Source organism: Pseudoxanthomonas sp. SGNA-20 (assembly GCF_003931635.1).
Classification (GTDB): Bacteria; Pseudomonadota; Gammaproteobacteria; order Xanthomonadales; family Xanthomonadaceae; genus Pseudoxanthomonas.
Window position 1 is genome coordinate 145,399 of the sequence record NZ_RRYK01000003.1, and the last position, 22,293, is coordinate 167,691.

Annotated in this window: 16 protein-coding genes; 9 read left to right on the forward strand and 7 right to left on the reverse strand. The window is 73.0% G+C overall.

Annotation, left to right across the window (positions count from 1 at the left end; all coding sequences use genetic code 11):
• The first annotated feature begins 71 nt into the window (after window positions 1-71).
• From bcsA to EIM48_RS07680, 4 genes are read left to right on the forward strand one after another with little or no spacing between them, the layout of a single operon-like run.
• Window positions 72-2,186: a UDP-forming cellulose synthase catalytic subunit gene (gene bcsA / locus EIM48_RS07665; protein WP_232207935.1), complete on the forward strand. Its 2,115-nt coding sequence runs from the start codon at window positions 72-74 to the stop codon at window positions 2,184-2,186.
• Complete coding sequence (gene bcsB / locus EIM48_RS07670; RefSeq protein WP_125111422.1) at window positions 2,183-4,459, forward strand: cellulose biosynthesis cyclic di-GMP-binding regulatory protein BcsB; 2,277 nt, start codon at window positions 2,183-2,185, stop codon at window positions 4,457-4,459. The genes bcsA and bcsB overlap by 4 nt, the downstream gene beginning before the upstream one ends.
• Complete coding sequence (bcsZ, locus tag EIM48_RS07675; protein WP_125111423.1) at window positions 4,459-5,649, forward strand: cellulose synthase complex periplasmic endoglucanase BcsZ; 1,191 nt, start codon at window positions 4,459-4,461, stop codon at window positions 5,647-5,649. The genes bcsB and bcsZ overlap by 1 nt, the downstream gene beginning before the upstream one ends.
• Window positions 5,631-10,109 (forward strand): cellulose biosynthesis protein BcsC, encoded by a 4,479-nt coding sequence (locus EIM48_RS07680; RefSeq protein WP_125111424.1) that lies wholly within the window; start codon window positions 5,631-5,633, stop codon window positions 10,107-10,109. The genes bcsZ and EIM48_RS07680 overlap by 19 nt, the downstream gene beginning before the upstream one ends.
• A 52-nt stretch (window positions 10,110-10,161) precedes the next feature.
• On the opposite strand, the gene rlmM is transcribed toward EIM48_RS07680, so the two are convergent.
• From rlmM to EIM48_RS07700, 4 genes are read right to left on the reverse strand one after another with little or no spacing between them, the layout of a single operon-like run.
• Window positions 10,162-11,217 carry a 23S rRNA (cytidine(2498)-2'-O)-methyltransferase RlmM gene (rlmM, locus tag EIM48_RS07685; RefSeq protein ID WP_125108793.1) on the reverse strand — a complete coding sequence of 352 codons (1,056 nt, stop codon included), beginning with the start codon at window positions 11,215-11,217 and terminating at the stop codon, window positions 10,162-10,164.
• A 31-nt stretch (window positions 11,218-11,248) separates the two neighbouring features.
• Window positions 11,249-11,809, reverse strand: coding sequence for a nucleoside deaminase (locus tag EIM48_RS07690; protein WP_125076673.1), 561 nt, complete (start codon window positions 11,807-11,809; stop codon window positions 11,249-11,251).
• A 57-nt stretch (window positions 11,810-11,866) separates the two neighbouring features.
• Window positions 11,867-12,847 carry a DMT family transporter gene (locus EIM48_RS07695; protein WP_125111425.1) on the reverse strand — a complete coding sequence of 327 codons (981 nt, stop codon included), beginning with the start codon at window positions 12,845-12,847 and terminating at the stop codon, window positions 11,867-11,869.
• 53 nt (window positions 12,848-12,900) lie between these two features.
• A complete protein-coding gene (locus EIM48_RS07700) occupies window positions 12,901-14,640 on the reverse strand; it encodes a glutamine--tRNA ligase/YqeY domain fusion protein (protein ID WP_125111426.1) in 1,740 nt (579 codons plus the stop codon).
• 135 nt (window positions 14,641-14,775) lie between these two features.
• On the opposite strand from EIM48_RS07700, the gene EIM48_RS07705 reads away from it, so the two are divergent.
• Both EIM48_RS07705 and msrA read left to right on the forward strand, forming a co-directional pair.
• A complete protein-coding gene (locus tag EIM48_RS07705) occupies window positions 14,776-15,036 on the forward strand; it encodes a DUF2007 domain-containing protein (RefSeq protein WP_019398641.1) in 261 nt (86 codons plus the stop codon).
• Between the two features lie 25 nt (window positions 15,037-15,061).
• Window positions 15,062-15,700: a peptide-methionine (S)-S-oxide reductase MsrA gene (gene msrA / locus EIM48_RS07710; RefSeq protein ID WP_026010520.1), complete on the forward strand. Its 639-nt coding sequence runs from the start codon at window positions 15,062-15,064 to the stop codon at window positions 15,698-15,700.
• A 219-nt stretch (window positions 15,701-15,919) separates the two neighbouring features.
• Here msrA and EIM48_RS07715 read toward each other — a convergent pair whose 3' ends face one another.
• The gene (locus tag EIM48_RS07715) at window positions 15,920-16,897 is read right to left on the reverse strand and encodes a transaldolase (protein WP_019398639.1); all 978 of its coding nucleotides are present in this window, start codon (window positions 16,895-16,897) and stop codon (window positions 15,920-15,922) included.
• A gap of 242 nt (window positions 16,898-17,139) precedes the next feature.
• On the opposite strand from EIM48_RS07715, the gene pyk reads away from it, so the two are divergent.
• Both pyk and EIM48_RS07725 read left to right on the forward strand, forming a co-directional pair.
• Window positions 17,140-18,606, forward strand: a complete 1,467-nt coding sequence (pyk, locus tag EIM48_RS07720; protein ID WP_019398638.1) for a pyruvate kinase — start codon at window positions 17,140-17,142, stop codon at window positions 18,604-18,606.
• 144 nt (window positions 18,607-18,750) lie between these two features.
• Window positions 18,751-19,758 carry a class I fructose-bisphosphate aldolase gene (locus EIM48_RS07725; protein WP_028915672.1) on the forward strand — a complete coding sequence of 336 codons (1,008 nt, stop codon included), beginning with the start codon at window positions 18,751-18,753 and terminating at the stop codon, window positions 19,756-19,758.
• 75 nt (window positions 19,759-19,833) lie between these two features.
• On the opposite strand, the gene EIM48_RS07730 is transcribed toward EIM48_RS07725, so the two are convergent.
• Entirely contained in the window at window positions 19,834-20,706 is an 873-nt protein-coding gene (locus tag EIM48_RS07730) for an energy transducer TonB (RefSeq protein ID WP_028915671.1), read from the reverse strand.
• Window positions 20,703-21,653 carry a glutathione synthase gene (gshB, locus tag EIM48_RS07735; RefSeq protein WP_125076678.1) on the reverse strand — a complete coding sequence of 317 codons (951 nt, stop codon included), beginning with the start codon at window positions 21,651-21,653 and terminating at the stop codon, window positions 20,703-20,705. The genes EIM48_RS07730 and gshB overlap by 4 nt, the downstream gene beginning before the upstream one ends.
• 234 nt (window positions 21,654-21,887) lie before the next feature.
• Here gshB and pilG point away from each other — a divergent pair, with 234 nt between their 5' ends.
• Window positions 21,888-22,289: a twitching motility response regulator PilG gene (gene pilG / locus EIM48_RS07740; RefSeq protein WP_013536059.1), complete on the forward strand. Its 402-nt coding sequence runs from the start codon at window positions 21,888-21,890 to the stop codon at window positions 22,287-22,289.
• The last annotated feature ends 4 nt before the right edge of the window (window positions 22,290-22,293 follow it).

A 22,293-nucleotide genomic window follows, 5' to 3' on the forward strand; every position in this document is an offset into this window, starting at 1 on the left:
AACTGATCCGGGCGCCCGGACGCGACGAGGACATGCGAATGGGACTGGGGGACAAGCGGGAGGGAAGCGTCGTGGGCGGCAAGCTGGCGACCGCCGCGCTGTGGGTCGCCGGGCTGGCGCTGGTCGGCTTCGTGGCCAGCGTGCCGCTGGACGTGAAGCAGCAGTTCGTGCTGTCGGCGGCGGTGTTCGTCGCCGCGCTGCTGCTGCGGCGCAGTTCCAGCCGGCTGGTGGTGCTGGCGCTGATGGGCCTGTCGCTGGCCATGTCCACCCGCTACATCTGGTGGCGCCTGACCCGGACCATGGACGTGGGGACCCCCCTGGACCTGGTGCTGGGCAGCGGCCTGCTGGTGGCCGAGCTGTACGCCTTCCTGGTGCTGGTACTGGGCTACTTCCAGGTCGCCTGGCCGCTCAACCGCAGGCCGGTGCCGCTGCCCCAGGACCAGTCGCAGTGGCCCACGGTCGACGTGTTCATCCCCACCTACAACGAGCCGCTGGCGGTGGTGCGCACCACCGTGCTGGCGGCCTCGGTGCTGGACTGGCCGGAGGACAAGCTCAACGTCTACGTGCTCGACGACGGCCGCCGCGACGAGCTGCGCGAATTCTGCGAGCAGGCCGGCGTGCACTACCTGACCCGCACCAACAACAGCCACGCCAAGGCCGGCAACATCAACGCCGCGCTGAAGAAGACCTCCGGCGAATTCGTCGCCATCTTCGACTGCGACCACATGCCCTCGCGCTCGTTCCTGCAGGTGGCGATGGGCTGGCTGGTGCGCGACCCGAAGCTGGCGGTGGTGCAGACCCCGCACTACTTCTTCTCGCCCGATCCGTTCGAGCGCAACCTCGGCACCTTCGGCAAGGTGCCCAACGAGGGCCACCTGTTCTACGGCCTGCTCCAGGACGGCAACGACGCCTGGAACGCGACCTTCTTCTGCGGCTCCTGCGCGGTGATCCGGCGCGGCCCGCTGGAAGAGGTCGGCGGCGTGGCGGTGGAGACCGTGACCGAGGACGCGCATACCGCCATCCGCCTGCACCAGCGCGGCTACGGCAGCGCCTACCTGCCGATCCCGCAGGCCGCCGGCCTGGCCACCGAGAGCCTGTCGGCGCACGTGGGCCAGCGCATCCGCTGGGCGCGCGGCATGGCCCAGATCTTCCGGGTCGACAACCCGCTGTTCGCCCGCGGCCTGAGCTTCGCCCAGCGCATCTGCTACACCAACGCGATGCTGCACTTCTTCTACGGCCTGCCGCGGATCATCTTCCTCACCGCGCCGCTGGCCTTCCTGCTGTTCGGCGCGCACGTGATCCACGCCTCGGCGCTGATGATCCTGGCCTACGCGCTGCCGCACATCGTGCAGTCGGGCCTGACCAACCTGCGGGTGCAGGGCCACTACCGCAGCCTGCTGTGGAACGAGGTCTACGAGACCACCCTCGCCTGGTACATCCTGCTGCCGACCACCATGGCGGTGATCAACCCGAAGCTGGGCAAGTTCAACGTCACCGCCAAGGGTGGCCTGGTGCAGCGCAGCTACTTCGACACCCAGATCGCCAAGCCCTACCTGTTCCTGCTGGTGCTCAACCTCACCGGCATGGCCGCCGGCATCCTGCGGCTGGTGTTCGGCGGCTCCGAGGGCGAGGTGCAGACGCTGTGGCTCAACCTCGGCTGGACCGCCTACAACATGATGATCCTCGGCGCGACCATCGCCACCTGCAGCGAGCAGCGCCAGATCCGCCGCGCACACCGCGTGCCGCTGCGCATGCCGGCGCTGCTGCACCTGCCGGACGGCACCAGCGTGCCCTGCCACACCATCGACTTCTCCACCGGCGGCATGGCCCTGCGCCCGGACGCGCCGCACCCGCTGGCCCCGGGCACCGAGGTCCAGGTCGAGCTGGGCCACCGCGGCCGCAGCTGCAGCCTGCCGGCGGTGGTGCGCCAGGACCGCGACGAGCACGGCCTGAGCATCGAGTTCCGCGAGCTGGACCTGGAGCAGGAGCGCTGGCTGGTGGCCTCCACCTTCGCCCGCGCCGACCTGTGGCTCTCGCAGTGGGGCCGCCACGACCGCGACACCTTCCTCGGTTCGCTGGGCGGCGTGCTGCGCGCCAGCATGCGCGGCTTCGTGGCGCTGGGCCGGCACGTGGCCAGCAGCAGCCGCGAAGGCTTCCGCGGCCCGCGCGCGGGGGAGAAGGCATGAACCCCCGCCACCGACCCTCCACCCAGACCACCACCGCCCGCATGCGCCTGAGAATCCCGGCCGCCTTCGCCTTCGCCTTCCTGTTCGGACTGGCCCATGCCCAGGACCCGGCCGCCGCCGCGCCGCAGGGCCAGGAGCTGCGCCAGAGCCGCGCCACCCTGCGCCAGCTGGGCGTGGACTACGAGATCACCCTGCGCGGCATCGAGGGCACCGCCGGCGTGCCGTTTCCGGTGCGCAGCGACCAGGTGGTCCAGCGCGCCACCCTGCACCTGAAGTACAGCTATTCGCCGGCGCTGCTGCCGGACCTGTCGCACCTGAAGGTCACGGTCAACGGCGTCACCGCGGCCACCGTGCCGGTGCCCGCCGAGGACGGCGGCCGCGACCTGGAGCGCGACATCGAGCTGGACCCGCGCCTGTTCGTGGACCACAACTGGATCAACCTGCAGCTGATCGGCCACTACACCCGCGACTGCGAGGACCCGGACCACACCAGCCTGTGGGCCAACATCGACCGCGGCAGCTACATCGAGCTGGCCTGGGCGCCGCTGCAGCTGGCCGACGACCTGTCGCTGCTGCCGCTGCCGTTCTTCGACCCGCGCGACACCGCGCGCCTGGAGCTGCCGTTCGTGTTCGCCGGGCAGCCGTCCAGCGCCACCCTGCAGGCGGCCGGCATCACCGCGTCCTGGTTCGGCGCCCTGGCCGGCTACCGCGGCGCGCTGTTCCCCGCCTACACCGGCATGTTGCCGGCCCAGGGCCACGCGGTGCTGTTCGGCACCCCGCGCAACCCGCCGCCGGGCGTGGAGCTGCCGGAGGTCGAGGGCCCGACCCTGGCCGTCGCCACCCACCCGCAGGACCCCAACGCCAAGCTGCTGCTGGTGCTGGGCCGCGACGAGGACGAGCTGCGCACCGCCGCCAGCGCGCTGGCGCTGGGCACCCCGCTGGCGGGCGAGCGTGCGCTGGTCCGCGACTTCCGCGAGGCCGCGCCGCGCAAGCCCTACGACGCGCCGGCCTGGCTGCCCGGCGACCGCCCGGTGCGCTTCGACGAACTGGTGCCGGACACGGCCGCGCTCAACGTGCGCGGCTACCACCCGGACCTGGTCCGGATCGGCCTGCGCCTGGCCCCGGACCTGTTCGTGTGGGAGAGCGAAGGCATCCCGGTGAACCTGCGCTACCGCTACACCCTGCCCGAGGGCGCGAACCGCTCGGCGCTGAACGTCAGCATCAACGACGCCTTCGTCGCCACCCTGCCGCTGGACGGGCGGCCGCGCGGGCGGGCGTTGCCGGTGCAGCTGTGGCACCAGGTCGCGCCGAAGGGCCGCATGCCGATCGAGCAGCCGCTGCGGTTGCCGACCGGCCCGTTCTCGGCCAGCAGCCAGCTGCGCTTCCACTTCTTCTTCGACCGTCCGGTGGCGGAGGCCTGCAAGAACACCTTCCCCGACGTGTCGGCGGCGATCGATGGCGATTCGACCATCGACGTCAGCGGCTTCGCCCACTTCATCGCCATGCCCAACCTGGCGGCGTTCGGCAACGCCGGCTTCCCGTTCACCCGCCTGGCCGACCTGGCCGAGACCGCGCTGGTGATGCCGGACAACCCCGGCGCCGACGACGTGGCCAATGCCCTGGCCCTGTTCGGGCGCATGGGTGCCTCCACCGGCTACCCGGCGCTGCGCGCGCGCGTGGTCTCCGCCGCCCAGGTCGAGCAGCACGCCGGGCGCGACCTGCTGGTGCTGGGTTCGCGCCGCAACCAGCCGCTGTTCGAGCGCTGGGCCGCGCACCTGCCGGTGGGCGGGCAGGGCGAGGACCGGCGCTTCGCGCTGAGCGACTGGATCGGGCGCAAGCTGCCGTTCCTCTCGCCGGACGCGCGCCGCACCGACCTGCCGACCACCGCCGAGGTGGCGGTGCGCCCGGAGGCCGGCGACGTGGTGCTGATGGGCTTCGAGTCGCCGCTGCGCGCGCGCCGCAGCGTGGTCGCGCTGATGGCCGACGACCCGGCGCAGGCCACGCGCCTGTTCGAGGCCTGGTTCGACCCGCAGAAGCTGGCCCTGTTCCAGGGCAGCGTGGTCCTGCTGCAGCGGGACAGGCTGGTGAGCCTGGCCGGCAACCAGACCTACCACGTCGGCCGCCTGCCGCCGCTGACGGCGATGCGCTGGTTCTTCGCCAACCACCCGTTGTGGCTGGCGGTGCTGGTGTGCGCGGGCAGCCTGCTGCTGGCGCTGCTCGCGCGCGGGCTGCTGCGGCGCCGTGCCGCCGCCCGGCTGAAGTCGGGGGCTTGATGGAGCACGCCAGCCACGGGCCGGATCCGGTCCGCCGCCACGCCCTGCGCGCGCTGCTGGCCGCGGCTGGCGCCGGCGCGCTGCCGGCGCGCCTGCGCGCCGCCACCCCGGCCCCGGCCCCGGCCTGCCCGGGGCCGTGGCGGGAATGGCAGGCGTTCGTCGCCCGCCACGTCGAGCAGGACGGGCGGGTGGTGGACTTCGCCAATCCCGACCTGCGCAGCACCTCCGAATCGCAGTCCTACGGCCTGTTCTTCGCCCTGGTCGACAACGACCAGCTGCTGTTCGAGCGGATCCTGGCCTGGACCCGCCGCCACCTCAGCGGCGGCCGCGCCGACCTCAACCTGCCGGCCTGGCTGTGGGGGCGGGCGGGCGACGGCAGCTGGCGGGTGCTGGACCCCAACACCGCCGCCGACGGCGAGCTGTGGATCGCCTACGCCCTGCTCGAGGCCGGGCGCCTGTGGAACCGCCCGGGCTTCACCGCGGCCGGGCGCCAGGTGCTGGCGCTGATGCGCAAGGCCGAGGTGGTGGACCTGCCCGGTTTCGGCACCATGCTGCTGCCGGGCAACCGCGGTTTTGCCCACGGCGACTCCTGGACCCTCAATCCCTGCTACCTGCCGCTGTTCGCGTTCCGCCGCTTCGCCCTGGCCGACCCCAAGGGACCGTGGGCGAAGCTGGCCGAGCGCAGCGTGGCCCTGCTGCGCCGGGCCGCGCCCAACGGCTTCGCCCCGGACTGGATCCGCTGGAACGGGCGCGCCTTCGTCACCGATCCGGACAAGGGGCCGATGGGCAGCTACGACGCCATCCGCACCTACCTGTGGGCCGGCATCACCCATCCGGCCGATCCGCTGCGCAAGCCGCTGCTGGAAGCGCTGTCCGGGCCGCTGCGCATGCTGCGCGCGCAGGGCGCGTTCGCCGAGAAGGTGGACGTGCGCAACGGCGTCGGCATCGGCACGCCGCCGCCGGGTTTCGCCGCCGCGCTGCTGCCGTACCTGGCCGCGCACGGCCAGGGCGCCCTGGTCCGCGCCCAGGCTACGCTGGTGCCTGCCTCCGGTGCAGCCGCCGATTCGCTGCCTTACTACGACCGCTGCCTGGTGCTGTTCGGCAAGGGCTGGGTCGATCGCCGCTACCGCATCGCCGCCGACGGGCGCCTGCAACCCGCCTGGAGTACGCCATGTTCCGCCAAACGCTGAAACCGCTCTGCCTGCTGGGCCTGTCGGTGCTGGTCGCGCCGCTGGCGGCGCAGTCGCCCTCGGCCACCCAGCAGCTGGTCAACCAGGGCAACTATTGGCTCGACCAGGGCCGCGAGGACCTGGCCGCCGATGCCTGGCGCAAGCTGCTGGCGGTCGACCCCAACCAGCCGGACGCACTGCTGGGCCTGGGCCTGATCGACCTCAACCAGGGCCGCCGCGCCGAGGCGCAGCGGCGCCTGGCGCAGCTGCAGTCGGCGCATCCGGACGCGCCGCAGACCACGCGCCTGCGCATGGCCCTGGGTGGCGGGGGCGGCGGCACCAGCCAGCTGCAGGCCGCGCGCCGCGCCGCCGCCGCCGGCCGCTACGCCGAGGCAGTGCATGCCTACGACCAGGCCTTCGGCAACGCCGCGCCGCCGGACGACCTGGCGCTGGAGTACTACCAGGTGCTGGCCGGCACCCCTGACGGCTGGGAGCGCGCGCGCGATGGCCTGCGCCGGCTGGCCGGCAACAACCCGGCGCCGGCGGTGTCGCTGGCCCTGGGCCAGGTCCTGACCTACCGCGAGCCGACCCGGCGCGAGGGCATCACGCGCCTGCGCGCGCTGGCTTCGCGCGAGGACGTCGGTGGCCCGGCGCGCGCGGCCTGGCGCCAGGCCCTGCTGTGGCTCAACGCCAGCCGCGGCGACGCCGCGCTGTACGAGGAATTCCTCAAGCTGCAGCCGAACGACCGCGAGGTCGCGGCCAAGGCCGCGCAGCTGCGCGGCCAGGGCGCGGCGGCGCAGCAGGACCCCAACCAGCGCCTGCTGGGCGAGGGTTTCCGCGCGCTGGAGGAGGGCAACGACGCGGTGGCCGAGGCGCGCTTCGCCCAGGTGCTGCGTGCGCGCCCGCGCGATCCGGAGGCGCTCGGCGGGCTGGGCTCGGTGCGCCTGCGCCAGCAGCGCTTCGCCGAGGCCGGCGAGCTGCTGCGCCCGGCCGCGGCGGCCAACCGCAAGTGGCAGCAGGCGGCGGACACCGCGCAGTACTGGCAGGCCTTGCAGGAGGCCCGCAACGGCGGGCCCGACGCCATCGCCCGGGTGTCCGCGGCGGTGCGGACGATGCCGCGCGAACCGGCCGGCCACGTGCTGCTGGCGCAGCTGCAGGAGGGCACCGATCCGGCCGCGGCCGAAGCCGGCTACCGCAAGGCGCTGGAACTGGATCCGGCCAACGCCGGCGCGCTGCAGGGCCTGGTCGGCCTGCTTGGCCGCCAGGGCCGCGCCGCCGAGGCCGCGGCGCTGTACGAACGCCTGACCCCGGCCCAGCGCGAGCAGGCCGGCGGCGCCGGCGCGCTGCGCGCGGCGCTGGCCCGCGCCCGCGCCCAGGAGGCGCTGGCCGCCGGTGACCTTGACGCGGCCCGGATCGAACTGGAAGACGCGTTGCTGGAGCAGGGCCGCGATCCCTGGCTGCGGCTGGAGCTGGCGCGCCTGTACCAGCGCGGCGGCCGCCCCGACCAGGCGCGGGCGATCATGGAAGGCCTGCTGGCCCTGGACGATTCCCCGCAGGCGCTGCATGCGGCGGCGGTCTACGCCCAGGAGCAGGGCGACTGGAACGCGGTCTACGCCACCCTCGAGCGCATCCCCGCCGGCTCGCGCGACGGCGCGATGGCGGCGCTGCACGACGTGGCCTGGATCCACGTGCAGGCCGCGCGCGCGCGGCAGCTGGCGGCGCAGCAGCGCACCGGCGAGGCGCAGCTGCTGCTGGCGCGGGTCGAGGCCTCGCTGGGCGACCGCCTGCAGCGCGCGGATGCCGCCGGCGCGCTGGCCGAGGCCTATGCCCGGATCGGCAGCCGCCAGCGCGCCTTGGTGCTGGCGCAGCGCTTGCTGTCCGGTCCCGACGCCGGCACCGAGGAACGCCTGCAATACGCCGCGGTGCTGCTGCGCGCCGGCCAGGACGCCGAACTGGCGGCGCTGCTGCGCAAGCTCGACGAGGCGCCGATGACCCCGGCCCAGGCCGCGCGCTACCGCGACCTGCGCACCGGCTACGTGCTGCGCCAGGTGGACGCGCTGCGCGAGATGGGCAACCTCGAGGCGGCCTACGAGACCCTGGCCCCGGTCCTGGCCGAACAGCCGCAGGATCCGCGCACCGTGGCCGCGCTGGCGCGGCTGTACGCGGCCGCCGGCGACCACCGCCAGGCCCTGGCGCTGTACCAGCAGCAGCTGCAGCTGGCCCCGGACGACGTCGACGCGATGGTTGCCGCCGCCGGCAGCGCCGCCGCCCTGCGCGACCTGGACACCGCCGAGTACTACCTGGGCCAGGCGCTGGCGCGCCAGCCGCAGTCGCCGGAGGTGCTGGCCGGCGCCGGCCGCGCGTACCGCGCCGCCGGGCAGAACCGCAAGGCCGAGCGCTATTTCCGTGCTGCCCTGGCCGCGCAGGCGCGCGAGGCCGGGCAGGCCGACCACGGCTATCCGGCGGCCAGCACCGCGCTGGCCGGCAGCGGCGGCCGTGCCTTCAACCCGTTCGCCGGCCTGACCGGCGGCCAGGCCCGTGGCAGGGCGTTGCGCGGCGAGCGCTTCGATCCGCTGGCCACGCCGGCCGCGGCGGCGCCGGCACCGGTGGCGATGCTGCCGGCCGCCAACGGCGCGCTGCCGCCGCCGGCGGCCACCACCGGGTTCGCGCCGGATCCGCTGCCCACGCGCGGCACCGACCTGCCGCCGCCGGCCGCGCTGCAGGCGGTCGTCCCGCAGGCGCCAGCGCAGCCGGCCCTGGCCCTGCCGGTGCCGGGCACGGCCGTGGCCAGCGCGCCGCAGCCGGCCCTGGCGGCCCCGCCGCGCGCGCAGCGCGCCAGCCTGAACCCGGTGCTGGACGAGCTGCGCGAACTGCAGGGCCAGAACAGCAGCCAGCTGGGCGTGGCCGCGGCCTACCGCAGCCGCGACGGCGAGGCCGGCCTGGGCCGGCTGGACGACCTGCAGGTGCCGCTGCAGGGCCGCTTCGCCGTGGGCGAGGGCAAGCTGCAGGTGGCGGTCACCCCGACCATCCTCGACGCCGGCAGCATGGATGCCGGGTACGGGGTGGCCAGCCGCTTCGGCGGCGGCCCGCAGGCGGCGCTGGCCGGGGCCCTGGCCGCCGACCGCGAGCCGGTGGACAAGCTGGTCGGCTCCAGCCTGTACCAGCTGCTGCTGACCCGCGGCGACACCAACGCCACCCGCAACCTGATCTACGACACCGCGCTGGCCAGCGGCCGCTACCAGGAGCTGTACAACCAGACCGACGGCGCCCTGACCGCGGCCGAGCGCCGCGCCGCGGCGCTGCAGGCGCTGTACCAGGATCCGCTGCCGGCCTACGTGCTCTCGCGCGACCTGGGCAACCTGCCGATCGGCGACATCGCCGCGCAGATCCTCGGCAACGCCACCCTGGCGCGCGGCCTCACCGCCGAGCAGCAGGCGCAGCTGCAGGGGCTGGCGCGCGGTTCCAGCGCGACCCAGACCCCGCTGGCGTTCCAGGACACGCTGTACGCGATGGTCGCCAACGCCGCCAGCGCGCGCCCGGTGGGCGCCCAGGACGCCAGCGGCGCGGGCGTGGCGGTCGCCTACCAACACGGCGGCCTGCGCCTGGACATCGGCAGCACGCCGCTGGGCTTCCGCCAGTCGCAGGTGGTCGGCGGCGTGGCGTACCGCGGCCAGGCCGGCGAGACCGTGAGCTGGGGCGTGGAGACCTCGCGCCGGCCGCTGACCGACAGCCTGCTGTCCTTCGCCGGCGTGGAGGATCCGCGCACCGGCATGCAGTGGGGCGGAGTGACCGCCACCGGCGCCAAGGTCGAGGCGACCATGGACAACGGCCTGCTGGGCACCTATGGCAATTTCGCCTGGCACCGGCTGGAAGGCGAGAACGTGGCCGGCAACGACCGCCAGGAGGCCAGCGTGGGCGTTTACGTGCACGCGCTGGAGACCGACAACCAGTCGCTGACCGCCGGCCTCAACCTCACCGCCATGCGCCACGACCGCAACCTCAGCGGCTTCACCTACGGCCACGGCGGCTACTTCAGCCCGCAGTCGTACTTCGACCTCGGCTTCCCGGCGCACTGGACGGGGCGCAGCGCCAGCCAGCGCCTGGCCTGGCAGGTGGACGCCAGCGTCGGCGTGCAGCACTTCCGGGTCGATCCGGCACCGTACTTCCCGGACGATCCGCAGCTGCAGGCCGCCGCCTACGAGGCCGCCTCGCTAGCCGCGCTGCTGGGCCTGACCCCGCAGTACCTCGAGCCGGTGTACGCGGGCCAGAGCAAGACCGGGGTGTCCTACAACCTCAGCGCGGCGGCGGAATGGCAGCTGTCGCGGCAGCTGTTCCTGGGCGGACGCATGGACCTCAACAACGCCCGCGACTACCAGCAGTTCGGCACCAACCTGTACCTGCGCTTCCTGCTGGACCGCTACGGCGGTTCGCTCGGGCGCCAGCCGCAGCCGCTGCGTTCGCCCTACGCGACCGGCGAATAAGAAAGACCCCGGGGCCGGCCGCCACGGATGGCGGCGGGCACGGGCCGCCGGCTCAGCCGGCGGGCATCGCCAGGACCGTGATCTCCTCGCGGTCGTGGTACAGCTGGCGCGCGCGGATGGTGAGCGGGCGTCCGGCCTGGGCCGCGAACAGGTCCAGGCACAGCCGGGTTTCCTGCCAGCGCTTCTTCATCGGCAGCTTGAGGTTGAACACCGCCTGCCGGCACCAGCCTTCGGCGAACCACTGCGCCATGCGCGCGGCCACCCGGCTGGGCTGCTCGACCATGTCGCACACCATCCAGTCCAGCGGCTGGGCCGGTTTCCAGTGGAAGCCGTCGGCGCGCAGGTGCTCGACCAGGCCGGTGTCCAGCACGTGCTGGCGCAGCGGGCCGTTGTCGACCGAGGTCACGCGCAGGTGGTGGCGGGTGAGTACCCAGGTCCAGCCGCCGGGCGCGGCGCCGAGGTCGGCCGCGGTCATGCCGGGACGCAGCAGGCGCTCGCGCTCGCTTTCGCCCAGCAGGACCAGAAAGGCCTCCTCCAGCTTCAGCGCCGAGCGCGAGGGCGCTTCCGGATGCAGCTTCAGCCGCGGGATGCCCAGCGGCCAGGGCGCGCTGTCGCGCGGGTCGGCCAGGGCCAGCAGCAGGTGGTCGCCGGCCAGGAAGCACACGTGCAGACGCGGCAGGCGCGGGTCTTCCTTCGCGCCGAGCACGCCGGCCTTGCGCAGCGCCGGGCGTAGCGCGTTGCCGAAGCTGCGTGCCAGGCCGGAGAGCGGCTTGCCGGCGTCCGAATCCGGATGCTCGACCCAGGCATCGCCCACGCGCAGGCCCTCCGGCAACGCCGCCAGCAGCGGCGCCAGCCGGTCCTTCGGATCGATCCCGCGCAGCTCGGCCAGCAGGCGCAGCTTCTGCCGCGCGAACACCAGCTCGCGGAACGGCAGGGCGCGCTCCAGCGCGCGCGCGTCGGCCGCGTCGCCGGTGACGAACAGCACGTAGCCGTCGTCGCGGCTGGCGCGGGCGTAGCCGGGGATGCCGGCGGCCGCGGCACGCTCGCCCAGCTCGGCGGCCAGTTCCGGCTCGAAGCCCTGGCGGCAGTAGCCGAGCAGTCCGTTCATCGGGTGGCCTCCGGCATCTGCGTGGATCGCATCAGTACTTGTCGCCGCCGCTCTCGCCGTAGGCGCGCAACACCTCGCGGGCCTGCCCGCGCAGGATGTCGCGCGCCACCGCGATGCCGCGGCGCTCCAGCTCGCCGGTCCAGTCCGCCGGCAGCGGGCCCTCGTCGAACTCGGTCAGTTCCATCACGTCCTCGGCGCGGGCGCCGATCAGCAGGCGGTCGATCCCGGCCCAGATGGTGGCGCCGTAGCACTGGCAGCACGGCTGCGAGGAGGTGGCCAGGGTCACCGGCGAGAGCACGTCGTTGAGGCGCGGGGTCTGCAGCTTCTGCTGCGCCAGCATGTAGGCCATGTTCTCGGCATGCGCCAGCGAGGTGGTGTGCGGCACCACGCGGTTCACGCCGGCCGCGATCACCCGGTGATCCGGCCCGAACACCACCGCGCCGAACGGACCGCCGCTGCGCGCCTGGACGTTGCGGCGCGACAGCTCGATCGCCAGCGCCACCTTGTCCTCGTCCGTGGCATAGACGGCGGCCGGATCGACGGCCTCGTGGATCCAGACCGGGAGGGTGAGGTGGACCTGGGCGTGCAGCATGGTGTTCCTGGGAAGTACGGGGGAATCGTGCAGTGTATCGGCCGCCCCCGGCCGCGGCTAACCGGCGTGCGCGGGCGCCTGCGCCGGTGCGTGCAGCGCCGCGCACCACAGCACCCCGCCCAGCAGGCAGGCGATGGCCGCGATTTCCAGCAGCCCGGGCAGGCGCCATTCCCACAGGAAGCCGTAGAGCAGGGCGAACAGGGTTTCGAACACGATCATCTGCCCGGCCAGGCTCAGTGGCAGGCGGCGGCTGGCCGCGTTCCAGAACGCGTTGCCGACCACCGAGGCGAACAGGGCCAGCGCGGAGGAGATTCCCAGCAGGCGCAGCCAGGCGCCCGGCTCGTGCGCGGATGCATCCCACAGCAGCGCCAGCGGCGCCAGCAGCAGGGCCAGGCCGCCGGTGGCCACGCCGGTCAGCAGCGACCAGTCGCGGCTGGAGATGTCCGGACGCCGCTCCAGCCAGCGTGCGTTGCCGACCGAGTACGCCGACCACGACACCAGCGCGCCGACCGCGCAGGCCAGCCCGCCGATGCTGCTGGCGGCATCGCTGCTGAGCCCGCGTCCGGCGCGCACCGCATCGACGGCCACCAGGGCCATGCCCAGCACCGACAGCACGCAGGGGCCGGCCAGCGCGCGCAGGCGCGGGCCGCTCGCATGGTGGCGGCGCACGCCGGCCACGGTGACCACCACCGGCACCAGGCCCACGATCAGCGCGGTCGCGGCGCCGCCGGCGGCGTGGATGGCGCTGGCCAGCAGCACGAAATAGAGGAGGTTGCCCAGCAGGCTCAGCGCGACCAGCGCGCGCCATTCCGCCTTGCCCAGCGGCGCGGTGGCGTGGCGCCATCGCGGTACGAGCAGGGCCAGGGCGAGCACGCCGTAGGCCAGGTAGCGCGCCACCGACTGCTGCAGCGCGCCGAAGTCCGGCAGCAGCTGCGGCGCCAGGAACACCAGGCCCCACAGCGCGCCGGCGGCCACGCCGCTGGCCACGCCCCCGGCCAGGCCCGGGGGCGTGCGCGGATGGGGGGCAGGTGGCGACATCGCGGATCGGGCGTGGCCGGCCGCGGCCGGCCACGCGACGGGTCAGGGGTGGGTCAGCCGGCCCAGGTGTCGCGCAGGGTCACGCTGCGGTTGAACACCGGCGCGTCGGCGCGGTGGTCGTAGCGGTCGGCGACGAAGTAGCCGGTGCGCTCGAACTGGAACGACTGCTCCGGCGCAGCCCCGGCGGCGGCCGGTTCCACCCAGCCGCGGACGATCTTCTTCGAGTCCGGGTTGAGGTGGTCGCGGTAGGTCTTGCCGTCGGATTCGTCGTCCGGCTTCTCGACCAGGAACAGGCGGTCGTACAGGCGGATCTCCGCGGCCACGGCATGCCTGGCCGAGACCCAGTGGATGGTGCCCTTGACCTTGCGATTGGCGCCTTCCATGCCCGGGCGCGATTCCGGGTCCAGCCAGCCGCGCAGCTCGATCACGTTGCCCGCCTCGTCCTTGACCACTTCGTCGATGCGCACGATGCCGGCGCCGCGCAGGCGGGCCTCGCCGCCGGGGACCAGGCGCTTCCAGCCCTTGGGCGGGACCTCGGCGAAGTCCTCGCGCTCGATCCACAGCTCGCGCGAGAACGGCACCTGGCGCTGGCCCAGCGCCTCGTCCTTCGGGTGGTTCGGGAAGCTGAGCGACTCCTCGTGGTCTTCCGCCAGGTTGGTCAGCACCAGCTTCAGCGGGTCGATCACCGCCATGCGCCGCGGCGCGGTGGCGTCCAGGTCCTCGCGCAGGCAGCCTTCGAGCACCGAGAAGTCGATCACCGAGTTCTGCTTGGAGATGCCGACGCGGTCCACCAGCAGGCGCAGCGCGGCCGGGGTGTACCCGCGCCGGCGCAGTCCCTGCAGGGTGTACATGCGCGGGTCGTCCCAGCCGTCGACCAGGCCTTCGGCGACCAGCTGGGTCAGCTTGCGCTTGCTCATCACCGTGTAGTTGATGTTCAGGCGCGAGAACTCGATCTGGCGCGGCTTGGCGGCCTCGATCGGCAGGCCCTTGGCCTTCAGCGGCTCCAGCAGCTCCGGGTGCCCGGCCAGGTCGACGTTGTCCACGCACCAGTCGTACAGCGGACGGTGGTCCTCGAACTCCAGGGTGCACAGGGAGTGGGTGATGCCCTCGATGGCGTCGCCCAGGGAATGGGCGAAGTCGTACATCGGGTAGATCGGCCAGGCGTTGCCGGTGTTCTGGTGTTCGACGTGCTTGATCCGGTACAGCGCCGGGTCGCGCATGTTGATGTTGCCGCTGGCCATGTCGATCCTGGCGCGCAGGGTGCGGCTGCCGTCCGGGAACTCGCCGGCGCGCATGCGCCGGAACAGGTCCAGGTTCTCCTCGACGCTGCGGTTGCGGTACGGCGACTCGCGGCCCGGCTCGGTCAGGGTGCCGCGGTAGGCGCGCACTTCCTCCGGCGACAGGTCGCAGACGTAGGCCTTGCCGTCCTTGATCAGCTTCTCCGCGGCCAGGTAGTAGACCTCGAAGTAGTCCGAGGCATGGCGCAGGCTGGCCCATTCGAAGCCCAGCCAGCGCACGTCGTCCTGGATGGCACGCACGAACTCGGGGTCTTCCTTGGCCGGGTTGGTGTCGTCGAAGCGCAGGTTGCAGCGCCCGCCGAACTCGGCGGCGATGCCGAAGTCCAGGCAGATCGCCTTGGCATGGCCGATGTGCAGGTAGCCGTTGGGCTCGGGCGGGAAGCGGGTCTTGATCGCGGTGTGCTTGCCGCTGGCCAGGTCCTCGCGGACGATCTGGCGGATGAAGTCGCGCTTCTCGGGAACGGCTTCGGTGGCGGGCGTGGTGGCTTCGGACATCGTGGCGGGGGCTGCGAAGGCAAACCGCAAGTTTAGCCGAGCACCGCGGTCCCCGGGCCGCGGTGCCGCGGCCGTTCAGGGCCGCCGGACCGGCCGGGCGTATGCTCGGGGCCAGCCCATCCCCCGGGAGCCCCCATGCAGGTCGCCTACCGCGCCCATAACCTGATCGACGCCCACCTGGCCCGGCACGTGCTGGAGGACGCCGGGATCCCGGCCTTCGTCTTCGGCGAGAACCTGCTGGGCGCGGCCGGGGAGCTGCCCCTGTTCGGGGTGCTGCGGGTATGCGTGCCCGACTCCTCGCTGCCCCTGGCCGATGCAGCGTTGCGCGCCGCCGGCTTGCGGGCCGACCCGGAGGACCCCATCCCGGAGGCCGACCCCGGCCTGCTGCCGGCCTGAAGGAGACCCCATGAGCCTGGAATCCCTGCTTGGCATCGGTGCCTGGAAGCAACGCATGCCGCGCCCGGAGGACCTGCTGCCGGGCCGCCCGGACCCGCTGCCGTTGCACAACGTCCACCACGTCCACGGCCGCCCGCTGCGCGGCGAATTCCCCGGCATGGAGCAGGTGGAGTTCGGCATGGGCTGCTTCTGGGGCGCCGAGCGCAAGTTCTGGCAGGTGCCGGGGGTGTTCACCACCGCGGTCGGCTATGCCGGCGGCGGCACGCCCAACCCCACCTACGAGGAGGTCTGCTCCGGCCGCACCGGGCATGCCGAGGTGGTGCGGGTGGTCTACGACCCGGCCCGGGTGGACTTCGCCAACTTGCTGAAGCTGTTCTGGGAAAGCCACGACCCGACCCAGGGCATGCGCCAGGGCAACGACGTCGGCACCCAGTACCGCTCGGCCATCCACAGCCATACCGCCGCCCAGCACGCGGCGGCGCAGGCCAGCCTCGAGGCCTACCAGGCGTCGCTGGCGGCAGCCGGCTATCCGCCGGTCACCACCGAGCTGCTGTACCCGGCGCCGCCGTTCTACTACGCCGAGGACCTGCACCAGCAGTACCTGTCCAAGAACCCGAACGGTTATTGCGGGCTGGGCGGGACGGGAGTGTCCTGCCCGATCTGAGCGGTGCCGCCCGCGGACGACGGCAAGCGCGGGCAGCCGGCTTGGGAGGGGCTGCCGTTCCGGGCGGGCATGGGCATGGCGCGGCGTCCAGGCGCGGCTCCGACCGGCCGTGCCTCCGTGGCGCCACCGCGGTCGTGCAGCCCGATGCACCCAAGGAAAAAGGCCGCCCTGGGGCGGCCTTTCCGGTTCGGGCCGGGGGCGGCAGGGCCGCCGTGGGGATCAGGCGCCCAGGCGGGCGCCGATGTCGGCGCGCAGGGCGTCCAGGTCCTTGGCGAAGGCGGCGATGCCTTCGGCCAGCTTCTCCGAGGCCATGGCATCGGCGGCCAGGTCGGCGGCGAAGCTCTCGGCGGTGACCGGGGCCACGGCGCGGTCCTCGCGCGGCAGCGGCGACAGCTTGCGCTCCACCACGCCGGTGGAACTGGCCAGCTGCTCGAGCAGGTCCGGCGAGATGGTCAGGCGGTCGCAGCCGGCCAGGGCCAGCACCTGGTCCACCGAGCGGAACGAGGCGCCCATCACCACGGTGGCGTGGCCGCGCTTCTTGAACTCGTTGTACACGCCGCGCACGAACTTCACGCCCGGGTCCTCGTCGATGCTCGCCGGCACCTGGCCGCGGGCCTTGTACCAGTCGAGGATGCGGCCGACGAAGGGCGAGATCAGGAACGCGCCGGCCTCGGCGCAGGCCAGGGCCTGGGTCGGGTTGAAGATCAGGGTCAGGTTGCAGTCGATGCCCTCGGCCTGCAGCTGGCGCGCGGCCTCCACGCCTTCCCAGGTGGCGGCGACCTTGATCAGCACCTTCTCGCGCGGGATGCCGCGCTCGGCATACATCTGGATGAACTTGCGCGCCTTGGCCACGGTGGCGGCGGTGTCGTGCGCCAGGTCGGCGTCGACCTCGGTCGAGACCCGGCCCGGGATCAGCTCGCTGAGCATCGCGCCCACGCCCACGGTCAGGCGGTCGGCGACCTCGTCGACCACGGCCTTGCCGGGCGCGCCCTGGGCGCGGGCCCATTCCAGCTCGCGCTCGATCAGCCCGGCGTAGACCGGCAGGTCCAGGGCCTTCTTCACCAGGGTGGGGTTGGTGGTGCAGTCCACCGGCTTGAGCCGGGCGATGGCGTCGTAGTCGCCGGTGTCGGCCACCACCACGGACAGTTCGCGCAGCTGCTGCAGGCGGGACGGGGAAGAGGTGTCGGTGCTGGTCATGTCGTTTCCTGGGATCGGGCAACGGTTGTGCCGCTCCTCCGCGGGGCGGGGATGGGCGGGTACACCCCGATTATGCGATGCTGTGGATGGTAGCGGTACCAACACGCTGCGTCCCATTCTCCGGCGTATGTGACATGCGCCGGGAAATCCTTGCCCCATGCGTATTTGCGCCATTGACAGCGCTGCCGTCGGGTGCGCCCTTTGTGATAGTTTTCCCTGCCTTTTCGGAAGCCCCTGCCAAGATGACCGACCGCCTGCGCCGCACCAAGATCCTTGCCACCCTCGGACCGGCCACCGACCCGCCGGGGGTCCTCGAGGCGCTGTTCCGCGCGGGCGTCAACGTCGTGCGGCTGAACTTCTCCCACGGCGATCCCTCCGGCCAGGCCAAGCGCGCCGCCGAGGTCCGCATCGCCGCGCAGAAGGTCGGCGCCGAGGTCGGCATCCTGGCCGACCTGCCGGGTCCGAAGATCCGCATCGAGCGCTTCGCCACCGGCAAGGTCAACCTCAAGGCCGGCGACCGCTTCGATCTGGTGGCCGAGGCCGACTTCCCGGCCGGCGACGCCACCCAGGTCGGCGTCAGCTACCTGGGCCTGCCCGGCGACGTGAAGCCCGGCGACGTGCTGCTGCTGGACGACGGCCTGATGCAGCTGCGCGTGGAGCAGGTGCAGGGCACCCGCATCGTCTGCACGGTGCTCAACGACGGCGTGCTGTCCGACCGCAAGGGCCTGAACAAGCAGGGTGGCGGCCTGTCCCTGGGCGCGCTGACCGACCGCGACCGCGAGCTGATCGGCGTGGCCGCCAAGATCGGCGTGGACTTCATCGCCGTGTCCTTCTGCCGCAACGCCGAGGACATGAACGAGGCCCGCCGCATCGCCCGCGAGCACGGCTCCGACGCGGCGCTGGTGTCCAAGATCGAGCGCACCGAGGCGATCGAGAACCTGGCCGAGATCATCGAGGCCTCCGACGTGGTCATGGTCGCCCGCGGCGACCTGGGCGTGGAGATCGGCGACGCCGAGCTGCCGGGCCTGCAGAAGAAGATCATCCGCGAGTCGCTGGCGCGCAACCGCGTGGTGATCACCGCCACCCAGATGCTGCAGTCGATGGTCGAGAGCCCGATCCCGACCCGCGCCGAGGTGCTGGACGTGGCCAACGCGGTGATCGACGGCACCGACGCGGTGATGCTGTCGGCCGAGACCGCCGCCGGTGCCTACCCGGTCAAGGCGGTGGAGGCGATGGCCCGGATCTGCCTGGGCGCCGAGCGCCAGTTCCAGACCGAGACCGACTTCAGCAAGGCCCAGCGCAACCTGGAGCGCGCCGACCAGGCCATCGCCATGGCCACCATGTTCCTGTCCGAGCACATCGGCGTGCGCGCGATCGTGGCCATGACCGAGTCCGGCGGCACCCCGCGCTACCTGTCGCGCTTCCGCGCCAAGGCCCCGATCTACGCCATCACCCGCCACGACGGCGCGCGCCGGCGCATGGCGCTGATGCGCGACGTGTTCCCGATCAACTTCGACAGCCGCGGCCTGACCCCGCGCGAGGCCGCGCGCGGCAGCATCCGCGTGCTGGTCGACGCCGGCATGCTGGCCGGCGGCGACCGCGTGGTGTTCACCTCCGGCGAGCACATGGAAACCCACGGCGCGACCAATACCCTGCGCCTGCTGGAAGTCGGGCCCGACGGCCGCGCCAGCGGCCTGGGCGACCTGTAAGGGTCGGCCGGAACCTGTCGCGACGGACGGGCGCCTGCGGGCGCCCGTCCTGTTTGCGGGCCTTGCCGGCGCGCCGGGCTGCACGGGGCGTGGCGAGGGCGGCGGCTATACTTCACGGCCCCCGTCCCCCGCGCAGGACCCCCCATGAGCATCGAACAGCTGGCCGAAACCGCGCAGGCGCTCGTCGCCCCGGGCAAGGGCATCATCGCCATCGACGAGTCCACCGCGACCATCGGCAAGCGCTTCGCCGCGGTCGGGATCGACAACAGCGGGGAGAACCGCCGCGCCTACCGCGAGCTGCTGCTCACCACGCCGAAGCTGTCCGAGCACATCTCCGGCGCGATCCTGTACGACGAGACCATCCGCCAGGCCACCGGCGACGGCGTGCCGTTCCCGCAGTACATGGCCGGGCAGGGCATCCTGCCGGGCATCAAGGTCGACAAGGGCACCGTGCCGCTGGCCGGCTACCCCGGCGAGCTGGTGACCGAGGGCCTGGACGGCCTGCGCGAGCGCCTGCAGGAGTACTACCGGCTGGGCGCGCGTTTCGCCAAGTGGCGCGCGGTGATCACCATCGGCGAGGACATCCCCACCGGCACCTGCATCGACGTCAACGCCCACGCCCTGGCGCGCTATGCGGCGCTGTGCCAGGAGCAGGGCCTGGTGCCGGTGGTCGAGCCGGAGGTGCTGATGGACGGCGGCCACGACATCGAGACCTGCTACGAGGTCACCGAGGCCGTGCTGCGCTCCCTGTTCGGCTCGCTGTACGACCAGAACGTGCTGCTGGAAGGCACGATCCTGAAGGCCTCGATGGTCATTTCCGGCAAGGACTGCCCGGAGCAGGCCGACGTGCAGGAAGTGGCCGAGTCCACCCTGATGTGCCTGAAGACCACGGTGCCGGCGATCCTGCCGGGCATCGTGTTCCTGTCCGGCGGCCAGGACGACGAGCGCGCCACCGCGCACCTGGACGCGATGAACCGGCTTGGCCCCAACCCGTGGACCCTCAGCTTCTCCTACGGCCGGGCCATGCAGCAGGCCGCGCTGCAGCTGTGGGCGCGGGACATGGAGAACAACCTGCGCAAGGCCCAGGACCTGGTCTACGCCAGGGCCAGGGCCAATGGCCTGGCCGCGCTGGGGCAGTGGCAGGGCGACTGAGCCGCCCGCCCCGCGGTGCACCCGGGAACGCCGGCCATGGGCCGGCGTTTTCCCGCTTGGCGGGCGGGTGGCGGCTTACTCGGTGTGCAGCTCGCCGCCGGGCTTGAACACCCAGGTGCGGGTGACGTGCAGCACGTCGACCCCGTCATTGGTGTCCGGCAGCGGCGGGAACGGTTCGGCCAGGCGCACGATGCGCTCGGCCGAGGCGTCCAGCAGCGGGGTGCCGCTGGAGCGCAGGATGCGGGTGCTTTCCACCGTGCCGTCGCGGCGCACGCCGACGCTGATCACCACCTGGCCGCCGAGGCGGCGGCGCCGGGCCTCGTCCGGGTAGTTGAGGTTGCCGATGCGCTCGGCGCGGTCCACCCAGGCGCGCAGGTAGTTGGCGTAGGCGTACTCGCGGGTGCTGGCGGAGACGAACTTGCGGGTCGGGCGCTTGGCGTACAGCTCCGAGCGCAGGTAGACCTCGGCCGCCAGCCGCGCCATCTCCGCGTCGCGCGCGGCCTTGGCCGGGCTGACCGGGTGCAGGGTATCGGCCTGCTCGCGCGGCTGCGGCTCGGGCACCGCGTCCTCGCCGCGGCGGCTGGCCACCACCCGGGCCTGGGTCTCCGGGGCCGGCGCCGGGTCCTGGCGCTGCTGCGGCAGCGGCGCCTCGCCCGGCTCGGCCCGTGGCACCGCGCCGGCCTGGCTGTCGCGCGGGCGCTGCGCACGGTCGTGCTCGCCGCCACCACGGTTGTTGGCCTGGGCCAGGAAGTCGGCCTGTTCCGGGGTCAGCTCGGTGCTGGTGTTGCTGAAGATCACGTCCAGGGTCGGCACCAGCGGGGCCTCGCCGCGGAAGGCGAAGCCCAGGCCCAGGATCAGGATCCCGTGGACCAGCGCCGACAGCACCAGGGTGGCGCTCAGGCGCTGCCGCTCCCCGATCCGCGGCGGTGCCACCTGGGCCGTGCTCATGCCGCCGGCCCGGCCTCGATGGCGTCGAACAGCAGCCCGGCGATGTTCAGGCCGAACTGCGCGTCCAGCTCGCGCACGCAGGTGGGGCTGGTGACGTTGACCTCGGTCAGGTAGTCGCCGATCACGTCCAGGCCGACGAAGCGCATGCCGCGGCGGCGCATCTCCGGGCCGACCTGGGCGGCGATCCAGCGGTCGCGCTCGGACAGCGGGCGGCCCACGCCGCGGCCGCCGGCGGCCAGGTTGCCGCGGAACTCGTCGCCCTGCGGGATCCGCGCCAGGCAATAGTCCACCGGCACCCCGTCGATCAGCAGGATGCGCTTGTCGCCGTCGGTGATCTCCGGGATGTAGCGCTGGGCCAGGGCCAGCTTGCGCCCGCCCTCGGTCAGCGTCTCCAGGATCACGTTCAGGTTGGGATCGCCGGCCTGGCTGAGGAAGATCGAGCGCCCGCCCATGCCGTCCAGCGGCTTGAGCACCACCCGGCCGTGTTCGGCGGCGAAGGCCTTCAGCGCGGCCGGGTCGCGGCTGATCCGGGTCGGCGGGCAGCACTGCGGGAACAGCTGGGCGGCAAGCTTCTCGTTGAAGTCGCGCAGGCCCTGCGGGTTGTTCACCACCTCCGCCCCGGCCGCCCGGGCGATGTCCAGGATGTGGGTGTCATAGAGGTACTCGCCGTCGAACGGCGGGTCCTTGCGCATCAGCACCACCTGGCCGGGGCCGAATGCCAGCTCGGCGTAATCGCCCAGCTCGTACCAGCCGGCCTTGTCGTCGCGCACCCGCAGCGGGGCGGCGGTGGCCACGGCGCGGCCGTCGCGCAGGCCCAGCCCGCCGGGGCGGACGTAGTGCAGGCGGTGGCCGCGCCGCTGCGCCTCCAGGAGCATGGCGAAGGTGGTGTCCTTGGCGATCTTGATCGACCCGATCGGGTCCATCACCACGACGACGTCCAGGGGCATTGGGGCGGGCCGCACACGTAGGGAAGGCAGGCCGGTGATGTTAGCCCATCGTCCGCGGCCGCGACCGGCCCGGGCGGCCCCGGCCCGCGCGGCGTGCCGGCGGTCGCGCCGCGCCGGTGACGCAGGTGCACAAACCCACGCCGGGCTTGACAGGTTTTCCCGGTACTGGGATATAGACACCCAAGCAGCGGTGCCGGGAATGAAGAAGCGCCGCGCGCAAGGGGAACCAGGGTAATGACTGACAACACGGCCCCAGCCGGGGCATTGGGTGGCCTGCGGGTACTGGTCATCGACGACTCAAAGACCATCCGCCGCACCGCCGAGACCCTGCTCAAGCGCGAGGGCTGCGAGGTGGTCACGGCCAGCGACGGCTTCGAGGCGCTGGCCAAGATCGCCGACCAGCAGCCGCAGATCATCTTCGTCGACATCATGATGCCGCGGCTCGACGGCTATCAGACCTGCGCGCTGATCAAGGGCAACCAGAAGTTCAAGTCGACGCCGGTCATCATGCTGTCCTCCAAGGACGGCCTGTTCGACAAGGCGCGCGGCCGCATCGTCGGCTCCGAGCAATACCTCACCAAGCCATTCACGCGGGAAGAACTGCTCGGGGCAATCCGTACGTACGTCAACGCCTGACCGG